Raw genomic sequence first — 17176 nt, forward strand, 5'->3', positions numbered from 1 at the left:
GTTATTTCCGGTTTTCCGAGACGACAATGCCCTTCCCTTCGTTGTAACGGTCCGTGGCTTCCTTAATGATCTCAAGGCCGCCCTTCTTCTTGTATTCCTCAATCACTTTCGGCCAATCCGAGATCGGCTCTCTGCCGTAAATCATCTTGATCATATGATCAAGAACGAGCTTAGGCCCCACGTCATCGCCTTGCGGCGCGATATCCGGATATTTGGAATAAGCGTCCAATGCCGGGGAGAAGCGGATCGACCCCAGACCTTCCTTGAAGACCACCGTATCCATGAACTTGATCATATCCTGTCCGTCCTCGGTAAGCTCTTCCTTTGCCTTGTTGTATACCATATCGTGGACGAACCAGAACATGCTGCGGAAACCGTCTTCATCCATCGCTTCCGGCGTGGATGGAGGCGTAAACTTGATCGCGCCGTTCTCCCGGGTGAACGTTTCGCCTTCAATGCCGAACGAGAAATATGTCTCTGCCTCCGGCGTCAGCATCCAGTCAAAAAACTTGATAATGCCGACGGCCTTCTCTTCTGAGACCTTGCTGTTAATATAGTAGGATGTATTGATGCTTGAATACAGCAGATGGCCTCCTGTGTTCTCCGGACCGCGCGGCGAAGCAATGATATCGACCTTGGCATCTGGCACGGCATTTTTCAACTTACCGCGGAATCCCGAGAGAAGCTGGGCATTGGCTGACCACATGCCGGATTTACCGCTCTCAATGTTTTTGCCATAATCACTCGAGGTCAGGGTCGCAAAATCCTTAGGAATCAGACCTTCATCGTACATGATCTTATAGGTCTCGAGCGCCTTCGTCATATTGTCCACGTCGAAGAACTTGGGAACGACCTCCCCGTTCTGGAGTTCGTACTGTGATGGCAGCACGTCGAACGCTCCCAGAATCGTGTCCGCATATTTAAAGTTCTCCCGCATTTGATACGGGAACTCCACGCCTTCCTTTTTCATCGCACGCATCACGTCCAGAAATTCATCCACCGTCTTTGGAGCAGGGAGGCCTGTCTTCTCCAGCAGATCGGTCCGGATATACAGCCCTCTCCGGGACGGGTTGGACAGCCATGCCGGTATTCCGTAAATTTTGCCGTCATAGCTTGTCTCCTGCCAGGCTTCCTTCGGCACACTCTTCATCAAGTTCGGAGCATGCTCCTTCAGCAAATCGTCAAGCGGCATAAATACGCCTGCTTCTACGGAACCGGACATTCCCTTGCTTGTAGCCCCTCCCACGTTCTGAACGACGTCAGGAATATCATTGGAGGCAAACATTAAAGTCATTTTGCTATCGAAGTCCTTCAGCGGAAGCATCGTCAGTTCAATATCCGTATTGGTCAGCTTCTCAAGCTCCTTCACCCATCTCTCTTCATTTACATCCTTCGAACGCTCGGCATGTTTGTTTCCGCTGGTTGCCATGGACATCGTGAAAGACAGCTTGCCATCAGCGGCAGCGCTTGATGAGCCGGAGGTTCCTCCATCCGCTTCCTTGGCACCATTACAGCCAACCGCTGTTACGGCGATTAGCGCACTCATCAAAACCAAACTCCATATTCTTCTCATCCATATCGCTTCCTTCCATAATTCTCATCTGAAAATCTAAAGCGCTTTCATAATAACATCCAATTCCCTTGCATTAACATGTACTTTCTTCTGATCGCATGTGTTTTCCTATGCTGGCCGTTCAAGGAGACATTGTGCTTATAGCCGGTATCATAGCTCACTCATGACCACACTTGGTCATTTCGACTCCTCATTATAACGGATGAAAGAGTTCCTTAACCATTCGAATTATATTTAATTTACTAATTTAATAAAATTAGTTTACTTTGTTCATAGTTCGTTATATACTCTCCTTGCAAGTGAGAATAGAGGGGGAATAAGACTATGAAGACCATTTTAATTACAGGCACATCCTCAGGAATCGGAAGAGGAACCGCACAGTATTTTTGGGAGCGAGGATGGAACGTTATCGCAACCATGCGTTCGCCGGAGAAGGAGATGGAATTCATACAGCGAGAGCGTATGCTGGTCACAAGACTCGATGTTGTACGGAAGGAAACGATCGAAACATCCATCGCCGAAGGGATTCGGCAATTCGGTAAAATCGATGTGCTGCTGAACAATGCAGGCTACGCAGCCATTGGCGCATTTGAAGCCGCAACGGATGAACAGGTAAGAAAACAGTTTGATGTCAACGTATTTGGTGTCCTCCAGACAACCCAGTCTATACTCCCCCATTTCAGAATGAACGGCGAGGGAACTATCATCAATGTTTCATCCGTTGGCGGCAGAGTTGCCTTTCCTCTTCTGTCTTTGTATCATGCGAGCAAGTGGGCCATCGAAGGGTTCTCGGAGTCCTTGTTCTATGAGCTGGCTGCACAGAATATTAAGGTGAAAGTTGTAGAGCCCGGAAACGTTGCAACAGACTTTACCGGACGTTCATTGGATCTGCTGTCACACCCTTCGCTGAATGCTTATGCAGCCTATTCAGAAACGGTGCTGCAAAAACAAATGGCCAGCTTTGAAACCAACGTCGCCACACCGGAGTTAATTGCGGAAACCATTTACGAAGCGGCTACAGATACATCCTCCCGTTTCCGCTATTTATCCGGAGCGGATGCTCATTTCTTGATGGATTTGCGAAGCAAAGCCTCGGAGGAGGAGTTTATGGCGGGGATCACGCAGCAGTTCAGCTGAAAATTAGAAACCACCAGCTCCCTTTTATTCGGAGCTGGTGGTTTCAGGTAATGCATCATTGATCGGAAGACAGAGGCTGTGCTTTCCCCCTACCTCGCACGGCTGGCAGTAAGGACAGCAAACCGAGAACAGCCAAGAACGCCCCAACCCATAGAGGCGACGCCAAGCCAAAACCAGCATCCATCGCCATCCCTCCGATGGAGGATCCAACGACAACGCCAAGGCTGATCACGGACCCATGCACCGTCGTAACAAGCGCCCCCGTATCGGCAACCCGGGTGACCCGGGTCGCCATGGCCGGGTTCATGGGCACACCTGCTAAACCTACGATCACAACCGCAATCATAGCGATCACCTGGCTGTGCACAAACAGCCCGAATACCACTAAAGCCGTCGCTAGAGCGACCAACCCAATGGTGAGGATCTGCATCATATAATGATCCGCCAGTCTGCCGGTGACCATGTTGCCAAGCACCGTCGCCACACCGTAAACGCCAAGCAGGATCGGAACCGCCTGAGCGCCAAAGCCGGTAAGATCGGTTAAGATCGGCGAGAAATAACTGAATGCGGCAAAGGTAGCTCCGATAATCAGCATGCTTGTGGCATATGCAGCCCATAGATGGCGATTCTTGAAGGCAACAAACTCTCCACGAATGCCGGCCGATTCCGTTCTGGGCAAGGATGGGATCGTAAACAGCCCCACCAGGCCCGATGCCAATACCAGAACCACAACAGCCCAGAAGCTGGCACGCCAGCCTAATAGCTGCTCGATCCACATCGCCAGCGGAAGTCCGATCGCCGTTGCAACCATTAAACCGCCGAGGACGATCGACGCCGCCCTTCCACGCGATTCCGGGCCGACGAGGGAAAAGCTAATCGCAAGCGAGACGCCAAACGCCGCTGCAGAGGAGATACCCGTGATCACTCTGGCAGCCATCATCACTTCATATGTGGCCGCGACAGCGCCCAGCGTCTGACCGACAAGAAAAATGGCAGCCAATATCAAAAAGGCCTGTTTGCGCGGCACCTTCAATAGCCCTACCGTCAGCAGCGGTCCTCCTATAATCATGCCGGCGGCATAAGCGGTAATGAGATAACCGATGGCTGCAACCGAAACGCCGAATTCTTCCGAAAGCGAAGGCATAATGCCTGCTACCATAAACTCAGAGGTTGTCATCGAGAAAATCATAAGTCCTAATATATAAATGGATAAAGGCAAAGGAAACCACTCCTGTCTTTTATTATTCCACACTTCTGTAATTATCGGTACAAAAATAGGATCCGTGAGTCCCGTAAGCTCGAATAAGACGCACTTCGCATACACCTAACTATTTTACCGATTAGTACAAAACAATCCAAAAAAAATATGCCACCTCGCCCACTCTACATTTCGGCATGAAAGAACATGCCATTCCGCTGCAAGGACGTATTCCACCGTAATCTTCGCACCATGATCGGCTCCTCTCTCCTATAGTTTCCAGCTCATTATATATATTTTGTAACGATCGGTCAATAAGTATGCTTTTAAAATCCATCGGTTACGGGCGGCCGCATACCCCACCTCTACATTAGAAGTAGACGTGGGGTATCCACCCTCCGCACCAGCGTTACGTTACCGTTATGGATTGGCCTCTGGTGAACGCAACCGTCTCATACCATGAATTATCGTGCATCCACCGGCGCTTGCAGCTGCACATCCTGGCCGGCATCAAGCAATACCGCGTTAATCCCGTTAAGAAAAGCCAACGCGCTTGCCTTAATGATATCCGTATCCATCGCGCGCCCGGAATAGGTTTTGCCTTGGTATTCGATTCGAATGTTTACCCGGCCGATGGCTTCTTTTCCCCTGGACAGACTGTTGATTTTGTAATCCTTCAACTGTACGTCCAAACCGACCAACGCTTTCATGGCGCTGTACAGCGCATCGATCGGGCCATCCCCCACCATGCTGTCCCTGAACGTCTCGCTGCCTTTTCTCAGCTTCACGGTTGCCGTCGGATACAGATCATTGGTCACGACCTGGAACGAATCCAGCTCATACAGATGACTGCTGACTTCTTCATGGATACGGTGCTGGGTCACCAGATAAAAAACGTCATGGTCGTATACTTCCTTCTTGGCATCGGCCAGCTGCAGAAATTTCGCGAACAGCGCTTCAAAATCTTCGCCTTCGCCTGTCTCGAAGCCAAGCTTCTCCACCGCATTCTTGAACGCGTGCCTTCCGGACCGCGCCGTCAGGATCAGCTCCATGCTGTCTGCGCCGACTTCCTCCGGCGACATAATCTCATAAACCTGTTTATCCTTCAGTAATCCGTCCTGGTGAATGCCGGATGAGTGCGCGAATGCATTCTCACCCGTAATCGCCTTGTTCACCTGCACATCCAGGCCCGTCAAATGCGTCAGCAGCCGGGAGGTTCTAATCAGCTCCTTGAGCCGGATGTTGGTGGAGGCCTTAAAGTGATTCTCCCGGACCTTCAGTCCCATGACCACTTCTTCCAGCGATGTATTGCCTGCGCGCTCCCCTAAACCATTGATCGTGCATTCTACTTTCTGGGCACCATTTCTCACTGCGCTGAGCGTGTTCGCCGTAGCTAGCCCGAGATCGTTATGACAGTGAACACTGAGAATAACCTGGTCGTTCAGATTCTTCAGTCGTTCATTGATTTTGCGAATCAATTCGCCGAACTCATCCGGAACGGCATAACCGACCGTATCCGGCACGTTTATCATCGTTGCTCCGGCCTTCACGACAGCTTCGATCGTTGTCCACAGATATTCAAAATCGGACCTGGATGCATCCTCCGTCGAATACTGGACATGAGGCAGCAGTGTTTTGGCATATTTCACCGCATCAACGCCCATCTGGAGCACCGCATCCTTGGAGCGATTGAATTTCTTCTCCACATGAATGTTCGAGGTGCCAAGCACGATATGAATCAGCGGATTTTGCGCAAGCTTAATGCTCTCATATACGGCATCGATATCGCCCTTCACCGCGCGTGCAAGCGCAGTAATGGAGACGCTATCGCCTACGGTTCGGGCGATTTCCTGAACCGCTTGAAAATCCCCTGCCGAAGACGCGGGAAAACCAGCCTCGATAATATCGACGTTCAGCCGCTTTAGCTGCTGCGCAAACTCGATTTTCTGCTGTACGTTCAGTTTGGCGCCCGGAACCTGCTCTCCGTCGCGCAAGGTTGTGTCCAATACGATAATATTGCGTTCCATTTGATATTCCTCCTCGATCATCGATCGTTCATTTTCATTCATTTATATCAAGCGGGGTTGGTTAAACCCGGAATTTAACCAACAAAAAAAACCCGCCTCTACGTATAGAGGCGGGGTTGGACCCGCGGTACCACTCTAATTCATTTTATGCAAAATGATCTTCTTCGATGGCCATCACCATCTATCCCTATAACGGTGGAACTCCGGCTAACCCTACATGATCAGGCAGCTGTTCATAGACGAGTTCAAAGGGAACGACATTACCGTTTCACACCTTCCAACGGCTCTCTGAAAAGTCATTTCGCTTTTACTATTTCTAATCAAAACATTTCAATATGAATTTTGATAATTATCTTAAGGAATGAGAAGCGCTTTGTCAACCCTTTATCTTCCAGAAGCGAAAGAGTGCATTTTTTACAGCAATCCGGACTTCTTCACATTCGCCAGAAAATCATGGAATTCCGGAATATTCAGCTGCTGCGCCGCATCGGACAACGCCGTAGCCGGATCGGGATGAACCTCTACCATCACGCCGTCAGCTCCTGCAGCGAGAGCCGCTCTGGCACAAGGGGCCAGGATGTCCTTGCGGCCTGTGGAATGGGTCACGTCCACCAGCACCGGAAGATGCGTTTCCTGTTTCAGAATCGGCACCGCCGAGATGTCCAGGGTGTTTCTCGTCGCCTTCTCGTATGTCCGTATGCCGCGTTCAATCAGCATCACTTGCGCATTGCCGCGGGACACGATGTATTCCGCAGCGTGCACGAACTCATCGATCGTAGCCGCTAGTCCGCGTTTCAACAGCACCGGCGTCTGAACATCCCCTGCCGCTTTTAACAGCTCAAAGTTCTGCATGTTCCGCGCACCGATCTGAATGACGTCAATGTATTCGCACGCAAGCTCGATATGCGCAGGATCCACGATTTCGCTGATCGTCTTCAGGCCGAACTCGGACGCCACTTCCTTCAGAATTTTCAGGCCCTCAATGCCCAAACCCTGAAAATCGTAAGGCGATGTTCTCGGTTTGAACGCGCCGCCGCGCATGACGGTTATGCCCGCTTCCTTAAGGGCAGCCGCAACCTGGCGTACTTGCTCATAACTCTCAACGGAGCATGGCCCTGCGATCATTACCGGCGTGCCGCCGATCACCGTATTGCCCAGCTGAATCAGCGTGTCTTCCTGCTTCTTCTTCCGGCTCACCAGCAAATGCTTCTTGTGATCGACTTGCTGCAGCTTCAAGGATGCCTGGAAAATCTGTTTAAATAAATGACGCACCGTTTCATTATCGAAAGGACCTTGGTTATGCTCCACCAGAGTATCCAACATTTTTTTCTCGCGTACCGGGTCAAAATCAGGAACTCCCTGCTTTTGCTTCTCCTGACCGATCTCCTGGGCGATTCGTGCCCGCTCCGACAACAGCTCCAGCAGTTGAAGATTAACGGAATCCAGCTCTGATCTTAATTGTTCCAAACGTCCTTGACTCATCTGAAATCTCTCCCTCACCTTTTATTTCTGGTTTATAAAAACAAAAAGACCCCCCGCCCGAAAAGGGACGAGGAGTCGTGGTACCACCCTTATTAGATATGCCGAAAAAAAGCAAACACATCTCACTTGAACCTCTTAACGCAAGGGTTACGGGTAAACCTACCCTCTGCACGCAACATGCAGATTATCAGCATACCAGCTCCGGAATGAACTTCAGCGGAGAACCTTCGCCCGGGCGCTCTCAGTCGGTGGCTGCCCTTTCCTGTCAGGAACGTTCTTTCGCTTACTCTTTCCATCATCGCTTGTTATAACATATCGTGTTGGTTAATTAAGAAGCATTGTATTACACTCCGAATTAAAATTGCAAGAGTTTTATTTAAAGCTTGGGTGCTTTGATGCAGTGAAGAAACTTTATTTCTGCTTTTTGCAGGTGTTCACCATCTCCATACACACATAGATCTTTCCCTTACTTATAGTGCATAAGCTGTGGAGTTGCCCTGAGGTCTGTTCATCCATTTCCCGTTCGTGAAATCGGGGAACGGAAGCATTGTGCCTCCAAGTTCAATCGACTGCTCGGATAGCGCGGTCACCGCCATCCAGGCGGCCATGTCGTACACATCGATCGGCATTTCCGTTTTCTTGAGCACACTCTCGACAAAAGCGCGCAAGCATAGATAGTCCATGCCGCCATGCCCTCCCCGTACGCCGTCTTTCAAATAATTCGCCCACACCGGATGCTCGTACTCGTGGAAATAGGATTCGAACGGCTCCCATGCATGGGCCGGGCTTCGATCCTCGATATGAATAACGGCGCCGTCCTCCATCCAAATGCCCTTCGTTCCCTGTATGCGTCCCCCGCGGGAATATGGACGGGGCAGGGATGTATCGTGCGTCAACAGAATCGATTCACCGTTGGCGCACTGAATCATGGTGGTAACAATATCACCGAGAGCCATATCCGTAAGCGTAGCCGGGTGCTCGGCACCCAGGTTTCTGCGAGCCCACTCTGTTATTCCGCGCGTCTTGGTGGACATGGAGGAAAGCTTGGTAAGACGGTTGCCCCGGTTGATGTTCAGCATTTTGGCTGCTGGCCCCAGACCGTGGGTCGGGTACACATCGCCGTTGCGGTGCAAATAATTGTGGACGCGGTAATGGCGGTTTTCCACCCCCATCGCTACTTCTTCCCGGAGGTCATGCTGATAAGCCCCCTGACAGTGAAGCAGTTCCCCGAAAATCCCTTCTCTTACCATCCTCAGCAGCGCCATTTCTTCCCGGCCATAACAGCAGTTTTCCAGCAGCATGCAGGGCGTACCGGTCTCCTCATAGGTGCGAACCAGCTGCCAGCATTCCTCGAGGGAAGCAGCGCCTCCCACCTCCGATGCCACGGGCTTTCCCGCCCTCATCGCGGACACGGCGATCTCGCTGTGGCTGGTCCAGGATGAAGCGATGATAACAGCCGTTACATCCCTACGTGCAATCACTTCCCGATAATCCGTAGAGGAAGCAGGGACAGGACTTCCAGTTTCAGCAACCTGCCGTGCAGCCTCTTGAAGGCGATCCTCGTATAGATCCGAAATCGCCGTAATCTCCACATCCGGCATATCACTCAGCAGCCTCAGCAGATCCTTTCCGCGTTTGCCGAGACCGACAAAGGCTAACCGAATCTTTTCTTGGGAATCGTTGTACCCGATCATATATGAACTACTCCTTCTATCATGAATTGGCCCCTTTAAACTTATGTTGATAAATGGCAGAACGAGGCTCTGCCATCATCGTCCCCTGCCCCATCCGTTTCCGTTCATCGGACGAAAGATGCCGACCTCCGTGTAATTATTCCATTGGTTCGACGTATTGCCCGATCCGTTGATGCGGATAAATCTCGCCGTTACCTCGGGAAATTGGAATACTTCCGGTTGGGCGGTCGTTCCTGAGCTGAGTCCGTCCGGGTAAACCGTGTTCCAGTGGACCCCGTCAGTGGATGCCGTCACGGTAAAATAGGATCTGCGTGTTTCACCGCTGAAAAAAGCGATCGAAACCGCGCCCACCTTCCGGTTCTCGCCGAGATCGTATTGAATCCAATGCGATCCTTCCGATGTCCAGCGCGTCTCGTAATCTCCGTCGATCGTCTTGTCCGGGGTATATCCGTAGCTTGCCTGCGGAGAAGCGCTGGCTGTGACCTCCTGAATCGGCAAACGGTGACCAGGAGGGGGATCCCCAATCAACGGCCCAGGTACCAAAGCAACGGTATACCGATTGCGAACACCCGGATTGGATGGATCGGTCACATCGATATACGTCTTGCCGGGGATACCCTCGGCATGTATGACAGCAGCGTCAAAATCGGAAACAACCCCTATCTCCGGAACCTTCGAGCGCTGATCGTACGGAACCGTCCATTCGTAGTAAGTTCGCTGCGGATCAAACCCGGCCAGAGCGGAGCCGTCCACCAGGATGGAATTCACTTCAGGCAGCCGGTCCCTTTCCTGCATGGGACCGTCCGGAATCGACCAATCGTCAAGACTGCGGAATTCCGGCGCTTCTTCCGGAAGCGGAGCCTCTTCGGTCAAAGGGACCATCCACAGCGACAGTCGGCCCCGGTTCGCGCCGGCCATATGAACAACCAGCTTGCGTATGCCGTGATTTACAGTTTGACCCGAAGGATTCGGCGTCCCTTCCAGCGGCTGGGCCATCATCTCGGAGAATGCCGCCCCTTCGGGAGCATCCAGCATTTTGACGTACAGTTTTTTGTCCTTCTGCGTCAGCACGGCTTCTTGGCCACTCCCGAGCACTTCAATATGCGCTTCCGTGTGCATGAACCAATAGAGCTCGGATGACGATTTTAAGTCAAATTCATCCTGCACGATCAACTGCTGGCGATCGCCGGTCAGCATTAATCCACGCCTGTAGGATAATGCATCTTTCGGATACCGCTCAGTTAGGTCGATAATGCCGAAAGCGCCCCGCGGCTTGGAAGCACTTCTTACAAGCGGTGCTCGCGCATCGTAATCCTGCATGAAGACGGGATTCGATTCCGGGTTCATTATCATCACGTTTTGTCCCTGTGCGCCCTTACGGTAATAGGTCCAGCGTTGTCCGCCGGCATAGTCCCAGAAGCCGGGCAGGTTATAGTTTTCCATCCCTAAATCCGTCGCCCACCGCTCACCCAGCGCATCGAACACAAATGTGCCTGCGTCCATATCGATATGGCTCAGCAATGTATCGTTAAAACCTTTCACCGAAGCGAAGGTATCGTTCAAGTTCGTCCATCCGCTACGCATGGATATCGATTCGATACCTGTGAATGTACGGTCCAGTGAAGGGGGCAACTCATCAAACATCCCCGGACGGTAAAACAGCAGGTAGTAAGGAGAAAAAGCCCCTTTACGACGGGTCAGTTCGCCTGCATACCAGGCGATGTGCGGCTGATCGTAGAAATCTGCCATCCAAAGGGTCTGGGGATGCACATTCGGTGTTGCCGAATCGTAAAAATTAAAGAATCCTCCCGGCCCCCATAAATGCAGCGGATACTCGCCGGATTCCTTCACCCCCTCAAGCTCGGCCAACCCGTAATCGGTTCCAAGCGTACGGTGCATGGCAGCCATCTTGAAAAATAGAAACTCCGTCCCGTACTGCCAATAATGCGGCCCCTCCGGCCACGATCCGTCCTCCGTAAAGAAACGGAGCGTATTCTGCAGCTTGCGATAAGACCCGCGCAGAATTTCAAGCCCGGCTTGCGTCACCTTCTCTTCATCGCCCAGCATGGCTAGCGCCGCAACGGAAAAGCTGCCATTATCCACCAAGTTGATGTTGTTATACTCCCCGTTATGGGTGAATTCGCCGCGATACCAGGAGAGCGCGTGGCTGAACGCATGCTTCATGACCGCCTCCCGTACCATGTTCCGCTGCTGTTCAGTCATGGCATCATACAGCCAGTCGTATGCGAGCGAAAATCCAAGCGTCATATACGTCAAGGAGAGCATATTGTTATAACGTCCTCCCCAGTCGGGATATGCCGCGGCAGCCTCCAACTCCTCGATTGCCCGCCGAGCATAGGCTTCATCCCCGGTCAGCTGATACATCATCGATGTTCGAATCAGCAAATCCCGAACATTGCTGTTGCTGCCTCCATTCGCAAGATATCCGTACGGCTCCGTATCCAGCAGCCGATCCGCCTCCCGCTTCAACTGATCAAACCACTTTGTCACATATTCATCCTGCCCGATGAGTTCACGGATGGAAGCAAAATCACCGGCATCCGCAAACACGCGGGGATGTATGCCTTCATTACCGATGGAGGTCAATTGATCCAATAGATCCTCTTCATCCGGTACCACAAAAATACGGGTCTTCCCGGTCGCCGATTTTCCGGATGCTGTCGTCGCCGTAACTTCAAACGTATCGTAGCCGACTTCATTGGGGGCAGGCGTATAAGTAAAGGAGCCGTCCGAAGCCAGACTCATTTCACCGCGGGGAGACGTGCTGAGTGTCCATTCCACCTGTTCTTCCGACAACAGGCGGCCCAGTTGTCCGGTTAGCGGAGTGTTTTTTTCGGTCGAATACCACGTCAGATCCAAGAGCGGAGGCGAATCCAGAGGAAGTACCTCAATCTTCGCCGCGGCGGCTGCAGGTCCCCCATCCGCTCCATAAGCCAAGAAAATGAACGAATCGGCACCCGCGTAACCACGGTTCGGATAATACCGGAACGAACCATCAGGCAGGACCGATACCGTACCATTGCGTGGTGCAGCGGCCAGTTCAAATGAAACCGAAGCTCCCGAGCTGTCGGCAGCAGCTAGCTGTCCGTCTAGTACGCCATTCTCGCTAATGGATCCCAAGTAGGACTCGGCGATAAGCGAAGGCGGCGTACCCACGGTAACGACGCCCTGTCTTGTTATCCCGCTCTGCGGGGACATAGCAGATATGACAGCATGACCGGTCGCATGCGCCGCCACCTCCCCACTTTGATACACCGAAGCTACGACCGTGTTAGATGAAGCCCATTCCAGGAACGTATCTGAAGTATTCTCCGGCTCATAGGCTGCCTGGAAACGCCCGGTCTCTCCCGGTTGCAGGCTGATGGTCTGCCGGTCGAGTGTAATATCCCGCAGCGGGACATACTCCCGCATGGAGAGCTGGTCGAACCAGACCGTACCCGCCGATTTCTCCAGAAAGGCCTCCACCTTTCCCTGAGGATTGGCATCCATGTCCGCAGCCACATGAACGACATGGCTGAAGTAGGTCCAATCCTTGGTCCCCCTTTCACCTTGAAACGCATAGCTAATGCTGCTGGTACCGCTTCTCTTGTACTGGAAGCGGACCAGCACCTGATCCGAAACGTTTTCCAGTTTATACATGCCGGTGAGCATATAACTCTTACCCGCTTCAATGCCTGCCGCAGGGAGCGTTATCGCTCCCCGGTCGGTTCCAGACACAGTACCGGTAATGGAGACGGAACGGGCCCCACTATAATAGACGGAGTCATCGACCGCAAACACCGGATTTCCTGCCGCCTTCCATTCACTGACATGCTCGGGAGCCACCTGGTCCAGCCAAGAAGCCTTCGTGGTCACGGCTTCAAAGTCCGAATTCAGCAGCAGATTGCTGCCTTGCGTATCCGCTTGATCTGCCCAAGCCTCACCTCTCGTCTTCGAAAGCCCACCTGCTGACAATGCGATAACAAGCACGATCATTAGCCAGCGTTTAAAGAACATCATCCAATCCCTCCCACTCACAGATTCATCAGATTTGCCTTGCTTTATGCTGCTCTTGCCCCTCATCTCCTCTCATCTCGAATTATTATACCTAGCATCATAACGCAAGCACCTTAGAGCCGTACAACATATCTTAAAAATTGATAATGCATCTTTAATCGGTATCATGCCGCCCGATATTTTTGTTCGGTTTTCTTATAAAAAAACTCGCCCCATAAGGGACGAGCGCTTAGTGAAATTTTTATGAAAATACACTTTATGCGAGGCTCTAACCTAGATTATTCAGCATGCATTGCGGCCTTCTGCCCCTGTTGTTTCACCGGATTTCCCCAATACGTAAACAGGCGCCAGATATATTCGAATGGTCCCATCGGAAGCCGCTTCAACCAGACCCTGCTTAAGGCTGCTTGCAGAGCAAAAATGACGACAACTATCACCATCTGCCAGATCGGTTCGATCTTCCCATACCACCCCAATCCGTAGCTGTAAAAGATCAATCCGCAAAGGATCGATTGAAGCAAATAGTTGGTGAAGGCCATTTTTCCGGGATAAGAAAATAAATCCAGCACCTTCTGCCACGTCTTATTCTGGTATAAAAGTGCAAACGCACCGATATAGCCCAGTGCCAAGAGTGGTCCTCCAACGAATAAAACTACCGCCTCGCACCAGGATGGCAATCCATCCGCTAGCGACATCACAAGTTGAAGGACAAGACCCAAACTACCTCCAATGACCACCAATCGGATGATCCCTTTCCGGTTCTTCTGGACCTCATGCAAAATACGACGATTGCAGAAGTAGGCACCCATCAGGAACATCCCTAATACTTGGGGGTAGAAGACCACCATATTCAAGATGGAGCCGATGTAATCATTCAGCCGCTGAGCGATGATCTGGGCCATCGTCCCCTCTCCGTATATGGCTGCATCCCGCTCCTGAAAATAAACACCTATCTGATGCGCATCCGCTTGGCTAAACGGCTCAAAGACCTGTCCAACCGAAGAGCTCAGCAGACTTGCTCCCGTCAGCAGAACAGGAACGAGCAGCAGCAGGGATAGCGACCAGACCAGCAGCGTTCTCGGCTTGCAGCGTTGAAACAGCATCAGCAGAAAACCCATGAGTGCATAGTGGGTCAGAACGTCTCCGTACCAAATCAGAATTCCATGGATCAGACCGACTAGAAGCAAAGCCGTCAACCTTCGAGTATAGATGCGATTAAAGCTTCGTCCTTTTGCCTGACTGCTCTCCTGTAACATCACCATGCCAAAACCAAACAGGAAAGAGAATATCAATATGAATTTGCCGTCAATTACAATTCCGCGCAGCAGCATCAGGACTTCATTGTACCAGCCTGACCATAATTCAACCCCGAACGAAATGGTTTGCAGCGATGTCGTAAAAAACGTAATGTTCACCAAAAAAATGCCTAATAGTGCAAATCCCCTCAAGCTGTCAATGAGCCTTATTCTTGGCTGTAAATTCGTTGCCATCATCGTACCTCCTTATCAATGTGCCTTCAGGTTAAGGTACAATCATAAAGAAAGGATAAAGAAACTTATATTGAACTGTAAGTACATAGTAGCTTAGGCATCACTGCGCATGCGGATCATTCTTCCGATCGCTGTTGCCCCCAGATTTCTATCTATCCATTTAAGAATGGTTGAAATCCGGATGCTGTGTTTGCTTCCGATGCCAGCTTTCCTTTGGAAGGCTTTCAGGCGACCGCTATCGCTTCTCCAGAACGATTTCCGCCTGCTCCGTTGAAGGTTGGGCAATTATAAACTTCAAGTAATCGGACTTTCTTTATTCATTCTTTAGAAATGCGGTGTACACTAACTAGATAGATCTTTATAAATAGCTAGTTCTCGGAGGATGTAATAGATATGGCAAACGAAACGATCCTATTAGTCGATGATGAAGAAGAAATCATCTCTTTTATAGAAGATGCCCTGGAGCTTGAAGGCTATCAGGTACTAACTGCCGGAAGTGGACAGGAGGCGTTAATCCAGAGCAAACAGCAGCCGTCCCTGATCATACTCGATGTAATGATGCCTGATATGAACGGCATTGAGGTATGCGAGCAGCTTAGGGAAAGGACGCAGTGTCCCATTGTGTTCTTGAGTGCATGCCAAAGTGAAGTGGACCGAATTCGAGGGCTGGCTGCCGGCGGGGACGATTATTTGCTCAAGCCCTTTAGCCTTGCTGAATTAAAAGCCCGTATCCATGCCCATCTGCGGCGAGAACAGAGAATCCGCACCCACAAAGAACAGGGTTTCCTGCGCTTCCCAGCCCTGACGATCGATTGCAAGGGACATGCCGTTACCTGCAACGGGCACAACCTCGCTCTTACGAATAAGGAGTATCAGATCTTAGAACTGTTGGCGATGCATCAGGGGCAGGTCTTTTCCAGAGAGCAGATTTATGAGAAGTTATGGGGATTTGACGCTGAAGGGGACGACTCTACCATCACGGAGCATATTAAGAAAATACGGGCCAAGCTGGCCGCCCACGCACAGGACCGCAGCTATATTCAAACCGTATGGGGCATTGGCTACAAGTGGGATCCCAAATGATGAAACAGCGTTCCATCAAAAACACGTTCGCCCGCCATTTCGCCTCGATCCTGGCCTGCAGCTTGCTGGCTACGCTTGTAACCTGGGGACTGCTCGCGATGCTGCTTGGATACTTGTTCAACCATGACATCGCGTTCCCGGCCAATCATTATGAAGCTCAAATCCCTGTAATTTCGGAGTACGCCGAAGCCCGGGGCGATTCTGTCATGAGCAAGCAGGGACAAGCCGATCTGGAAAAGGTGATCCCCTCGCAGGGCATGTCCTACCTGGTAGTGTCCCTTACTGGCGAACCCCTATATGGTGATCTTCCTCTCAACGAATCACTTAGCCGGCAGAAAATACTGGCACGCTTGAACCAGACGCATAGAAGCATGAATCAAGTCGTGAAATACACTCCGGTTGTCTCCAGTGACGGAAATCTTGCAGGGGCTCTTCTGCTTGGATATAACCTGAAGGTGACGGCATCCAATCCGGCGCTGAATCCCTTGGTAACCATCGGGTCCCTCCTCTTTGTTCTGACGCCTTTTCTGTACATCATCTTGTTCACGCTAATATTCGGAAGGCGATTCAGCCGACAGATCAGCACTCCGCTGCAGCAGCTTCTGCAAGGAGCCGAGCAGATTAAAGAGCGAAATTTACACTTTTCGATGACAGGGACATCGTCAATAACGGAAGTTAACCGGCTTACACATGCTTTTGAGGACATGCGCCAAGAGCTGGAGCAATCCATTGAGCGGGAGTGGAGATTAGAGCAGGATAGAAGCACCATGTTTGCGGCTCTCGCTCACGACCTTCGGACACCGCTTACGATTATTCAAGGGCATGTTGAGGGCTTGGAGCAGATGAACGGGGAGTCTTACGAAGCCAAACGATCGCAATATCTTCAAGTCATCAAACGCAACACGACACGTGCTTCGAAGCTCCTTCAGGATATGAACACCATCGCAGAAATTGAGAAGGTCTCTTTTCGGCTTCAGCCGCTTCCCGTGGATCTTGAAGAACTGGCAGATGATAAAACCATGGAATATGCCGCTTTATGCGGCAATCAGAATATAATCTTCCATACAGAGATCAACGATAATCGATTGAACAAGAAGCCCGTCCTCTTGGATCCCTATCGCATCATGCAGGTACTGGATAATCTCGTTTCGAACAGCATTCGATATACTCCTGAAGCCGGACTGATTCTATGGCGGATCGAAATCACCGAGGAGCAGGTGATGATGGCTGTTACGGATAATGGAGCAGGCTTTGGGCAGCATCAGGATCTGCAGCAGGTATTTAAGCAGTTTTATCAAGGGGATCATCATTCCTCCAGACAAAAAGGGCATTCCGGTCTGGGGCTGTATATCGCCAAACTTCTCATTCAGCATCATGGAGGGCATATTTCTGCCGAGAACACCCCGCCTCGCGGGGCAACGGTGCGCTTTACCATACCGATATCGAGCCAAGAACCTTAAACTTTTCCAAGCATA

The 17176-nt window shown here is 51.1% G+C and carries 10 protein-coding genes and 1 other annotated feature; of the genes, 3 read left to right on the forward strand and 7 right to left on the reverse strand.

All coding sequences use genetic code 11. The annotated features are described in order from the left end of the window. Window position 1: 1 nt before the first annotated feature. Entirely contained in the window at window positions 2–1573 is a 1572-nt protein-coding gene (locus MKY82_RS25200) for an extracellular solute-binding protein (protein WP_339294631.1), read from the reverse strand. A gap of 324 nt (window positions 1574–1897) precedes the next feature. Here MKY82_RS25200 and MKY82_RS25205 point away from each other — a divergent pair, with 324 nt between their 5' ends. Next, on the forward strand, window positions 1898–2710 hold the full coding sequence (locus tag MKY82_RS25205) for an SDR family oxidoreductase (RefSeq protein ID WP_339294632.1): 813 nt from the start codon (window positions 1898–1900) through the stop codon (window positions 2708–2710). A 55-nt stretch (window positions 2711–2765) separates the two neighbouring features. On the opposite strand, the gene MKY82_RS25210 is transcribed toward MKY82_RS25205, so the two are convergent. The 6 genes from MKY82_RS25210 to MKY82_RS25235 all read right to left on the reverse strand — a co-directional run bounded on the left by MKY82_RS25210 (window position 2766) and on the right by MKY82_RS25235 (window position 14621). Beyond that, window positions 2766–3929 (reverse strand): MFS transporter, encoded by a 1164-nt coding sequence (locus MKY82_RS25210; protein WP_339294633.1) that lies wholly within the window; start codon window positions 3927–3929, stop codon window positions 2766–2768. Between the two features lie 443 nt (window positions 3930–4372). After that, window positions 4373–5935, reverse strand: coding sequence for a 2-isopropylmalate synthase (locus MKY82_RS25215; RefSeq protein WP_339294634.1), 1563 nt, complete (start codon window positions 5933–5935; stop codon window positions 4373–4375). 103 nt (window positions 5936–6038) lie between these two features. Beyond that, window positions 6039–6268: a binding site (T-box leader), on the reverse strand. 81 nt (window positions 6269–6349) lie between these two features. After that, complete coding sequence (locus tag MKY82_RS25220; RefSeq protein ID WP_339294635.1) at window positions 6350–7417, reverse strand: bifunctional 3-deoxy-7-phosphoheptulonate synthase/chorismate mutase; 1068 nt, start codon at window positions 7415–7417, stop codon at window positions 6350–6352. A gap of 470 nt (window positions 7418–7887) precedes the next feature. Then, complete coding sequence (locus MKY82_RS25225) at window positions 7888–9111, reverse strand: Gfo/Idh/MocA family oxidoreductase (RefSeq protein WP_339219035.1); 1224 nt, start codon at window positions 9109–9111, stop codon at window positions 7888–7890. A 75-nt stretch (window positions 9112–9186) separates the two neighbouring features. Next, window positions 9187–13131, reverse strand: a complete 3945-nt coding sequence (locus MKY82_RS25230) for an Ig-like domain-containing protein (protein WP_339294636.1) — start codon at window positions 13129–13131, stop codon at window positions 9187–9189. A 275-nt stretch (window positions 13132–13406) separates the two neighbouring features. Further along, a complete protein-coding gene (locus MKY82_RS25235; RefSeq protein WP_339294637.1) occupies window positions 13407–14621 on the reverse strand; it encodes a DUF418 domain-containing protein in 1215 nt (404 codons plus the stop codon). Between the two features lie 384 nt (window positions 14622–15005). Between MKY82_RS25235 and MKY82_RS25240 the strand changes: the two genes are divergently transcribed. Further along, window positions 15006–15701, forward strand: coding sequence for a response regulator transcription factor (locus MKY82_RS25240; RefSeq protein WP_220687343.1), 696 nt, complete (start codon window positions 15006–15008; stop codon window positions 15699–15701). Next, window positions 15698–17161 carry a HAMP domain-containing sensor histidine kinase gene (locus MKY82_RS25245; RefSeq protein ID WP_220684237.1) on the forward strand — a complete coding sequence of 488 codons (1464 nt, stop codon included), beginning with the start codon at window positions 15698–15700 and terminating at the stop codon, window positions 17159–17161. The genes MKY82_RS25240 and MKY82_RS25245 overlap by 4 nt, the downstream gene beginning before the upstream one ends. Window positions 17162–17176: the final 15 nt, after the last annotated feature.

Source organism: Paenibacillus sp. FSL W7-1279 (assembly GCF_037969845.1).
Lineage (GTDB): Bacteria > Bacillota > Bacilli > Paenibacillales > Paenibacillaceae > Paenibacillus_AQ.

What these genes read in the sequence shown, in the direction of transcription:
- MKY82_RS25200 (WP_339294631.1), bottom strand. Translation starts at nt 1,573, where the DNA reads ATGAGAAGAATATGGAGTTTGGTTTTGATGAGTGCGCTAATCGCCGTA.
- MKY82_RS25205 (WP_339294632.1), top strand. Translation starts at nt 1,898, where the DNA reads ATGAAGACCATTTTAATTACAGGCACATCCTCAGGAATCGGAAGAGGA.
- MKY82_RS25215 (WP_339294634.1), bottom strand. Translation starts at nt 5,935, where the DNA reads ATGGAACGCAATATTATCGTATTGGACACAACCTTGCGCGACGGAGAG.
- MKY82_RS25220 (WP_339294635.1), bottom strand. Translation starts at nt 7,417, where the DNA reads ATGAGTCAAGGACGTTTGGAACAATTAAGATCAGAGCTGGATTCCGTT.
- MKY82_RS25225 (WP_339219035.1), bottom strand. Translation starts at nt 9,111, where the DNA reads ATGATCGGGTACAACGATTCCCAAGAAAAGATTCGGTTAGCCTTTGTC.
- MKY82_RS25230 (WP_339294636.1), bottom strand. Translation starts at nt 13,131, where the DNA reads ATGATGTTCTTTAAACGCTGGCTAATGATCGTGCTTGTTATCGCATTG.
- MKY82_RS25235 (WP_339294637.1), bottom strand. Translation starts at nt 14,621, where the DNA reads ATGATGGCAACGAATTTACAGCCAAGAATAAGGCTCATTGACAGCTTG.
- MKY82_RS25245 (WP_220684237.1), top strand. Translation starts at nt 15,698, where the DNA reads ATGATGAAACAGCGTTCCATCAAAAACACGTTCGCCCGCCATTTCGCC.